The following is a 2,094-nucleotide window of genomic DNA, read 5'->3' on the forward strand; positions in this document are numbered from 1 at the left end:
TCAACAAGCGGTGCGTGAGGGACAGTTGCGCGAAGACCTCATGTATCGGCTGAACGTGTTCCCGTTGCACTGGAAGTCTTTGTGCGAACGCCCTGCGGATATTGTGCCTTTAGCTGAAAACTTATTGCAGCGACACAAGCAGCGTTCCGGTATTAAAACACCTGTCATTTTTTCGGCTGCTGCTATAAAGCAATTACAGTCGTATTCCTGGCCGGGTAATGTTCGTGAACTGGAAAATGTCGTACAACGTGCGCTGGTTCTGCATCGTGGTGATGAAATTCAGCCCGATGATTTAATGCTGGAACTTAATGATATCGCTGAACCGGCGAGTGTGTTTCCGGAGCAAGTGAGCGCGTCTGATGATAAATCGGAAAACCTGGATGAGTCGCTTTTTCATCAGGAATACCAAATTATCAAAGAAGCTCTGCAACGCCATCAGGGTAAACGACAACCTGTTGCGGATGAATTAGGAATTAGTCCGCGGACGCTGCGTTACAAACTAGCGAAGATTCGTGAGCAGGGGCTTACCCTGACAGGCTCTTAAAGGCGACTTAAAATACTTCTGCCTATACTATTAGCCCTGTATCTCAGGGCTTTTCTTTACACAATCTTATAAGTTGGCATTTTGCTTGCATAGTTAACCTTAAATAGAGTCAGTGATGAATTTTTGACGGGGTTAATTATGAAAGTGGAAGCAAACGCACTTTACCAACAGTTACAATCGATGGCCACGCAGGCTTCTCAGCGTGACCAGCCTACGAATGTGAACGCCCTGCAAGGTAATACTGCTCAAGCAGACTTTTCCAATATGCTGAAAAACGCAATGGATAACGTTAACGAATTGCAACAAACCTCAGGCGATTTAAAAACACGCATGGAGCTTGGTGACCCAAATGTCACGCTGGAGCAAACTATGATCGCCAGCCAAAAAGCGGGTATTGCGTTTGAGGCAACTGTTCAGGTACGCAACAAAGTGGTTGATGCGTACAAAGAAATTATGTCAATGCCGGTATAACCGCAGCAGCACTGGAGATATGAGTCGTGGCTGAATCAACAGATTTAATGGTACAAGATACCGACTTACCTGACAGCAACCGAACAAGCAATGAAGACGGCGGCGAGAAGACCGGTATTATGACAATGCTGGGTAACTTTGACATGCTTCGTCAGGTCATTGTGGTTTTAGCCCTGGCTATCTGTGTCGCCATTGCTGTTTTTATTATGTTGTGGGCACAAGAATCAACTTACCGTCCACTAGGTAATTTAGAAACCCAGGAGTTGATCAGTACGCTCGACTATATGGATGCTAATGGTATTGAGTACCAGGTTGATGGCAATACGGTATCAGTTCCGGAAGAGAATTATGAAGCAATCAAGCTGCAGTTAACTCGTGCGGGAGTAGACTACGGCAACTCGACCAATAACGGTTCTGAAATATTAATGAGCGAACCGGGTTTTGGCGTTAGTCAACGTCTGGAGCGAGAGCGACTCATTCATTCCCGTGAAGTCCAGCTTGCGCGCGCTATTAAAGAAATTAAAAAAGTGGCCGGGGCTAGAGTACTTCTGGCCGTACCGAAGGAAAATGTTTTTGCCCGTCGTGAAAAACAGCCGAAAGCGTCGGTTATGCTGAATGTTCGCGGTGGTACGTCGTTAAGTGAAGAGGAAGTTGCTTCGATTGTTGACATGGTTGCGTCTTCGGTAACCGGTTTAAATACTGAACACGTTACTGTCACTGATCAGGCCGGGCGTTTGCTTAACTCGGGTTCACAAAGTGCCCTGGCGGCAAAAAGTTCGCGCGAATATCAGATTGAGCAAAAGCGCGAAGAAGAATACCTGAAGAAAATAGACAGTATTTTGATTCCTGTGCTGGGCTATGACAATTATACGGCGCAGGTTGATGTCACTATGGACTTCACCCAGCGTGAACAAACTCAGCGTCAGTTTAACCCTGATATGCCGGCAATTCGCAGTGAAATGACGGTCGAAAACCGCTCTGTCGGTAGTGCAATTGGTGGTATCCCTGGTGCATTAACGAATCAGCCGCCACTTGACTCTGATATTCCGGAAGAGGCCGGTGCAGGAAGTGCTGGTGGA

General features: G+C 46.8%; 3 protein-coding genes. All 3 read left to right on the forward strand.

The genetic code is table 11. The annotated features are described in order from the left end of the window. Positions 1-544: helix-turn-helix domain-containing protein (locus B3180_RS01780; protein WP_286842596.1), on the forward strand; the 544-nt coding region annotated here is incomplete at its 5' end. Positions 545-682: 138 nt separating this feature from the next. Next, positions 683-1,015, forward strand: coding sequence for a flagellar hook-basal body complex protein FliE (fliE, locus tag B3180_RS01785; RefSeq protein WP_199495143.1), 333 nt, complete (start codon positions 683-685; stop codon positions 1,013-1,015). A gap of 47 nt (positions 1,016-1,062) precedes the next feature. Beyond that, positions 1,063-2,094 (forward strand): flagellar basal-body MS-ring/collar protein FliF (fliF, locus tag B3180_RS01790; RefSeq protein WP_286842630.1); only part of this gene is annotated, 1,032 nt, incomplete at its 3' end.

The sequence above is a fragment of the Idiomarina sp. UBA4206 genome, from assembly GCF_002383015.1.
Taxonomy (GTDB): domain Bacteria; phylum Pseudomonadota; class Gammaproteobacteria; order Enterobacterales; family Alteromonadaceae; genus Idiomarina; species Idiomarina abyssalis.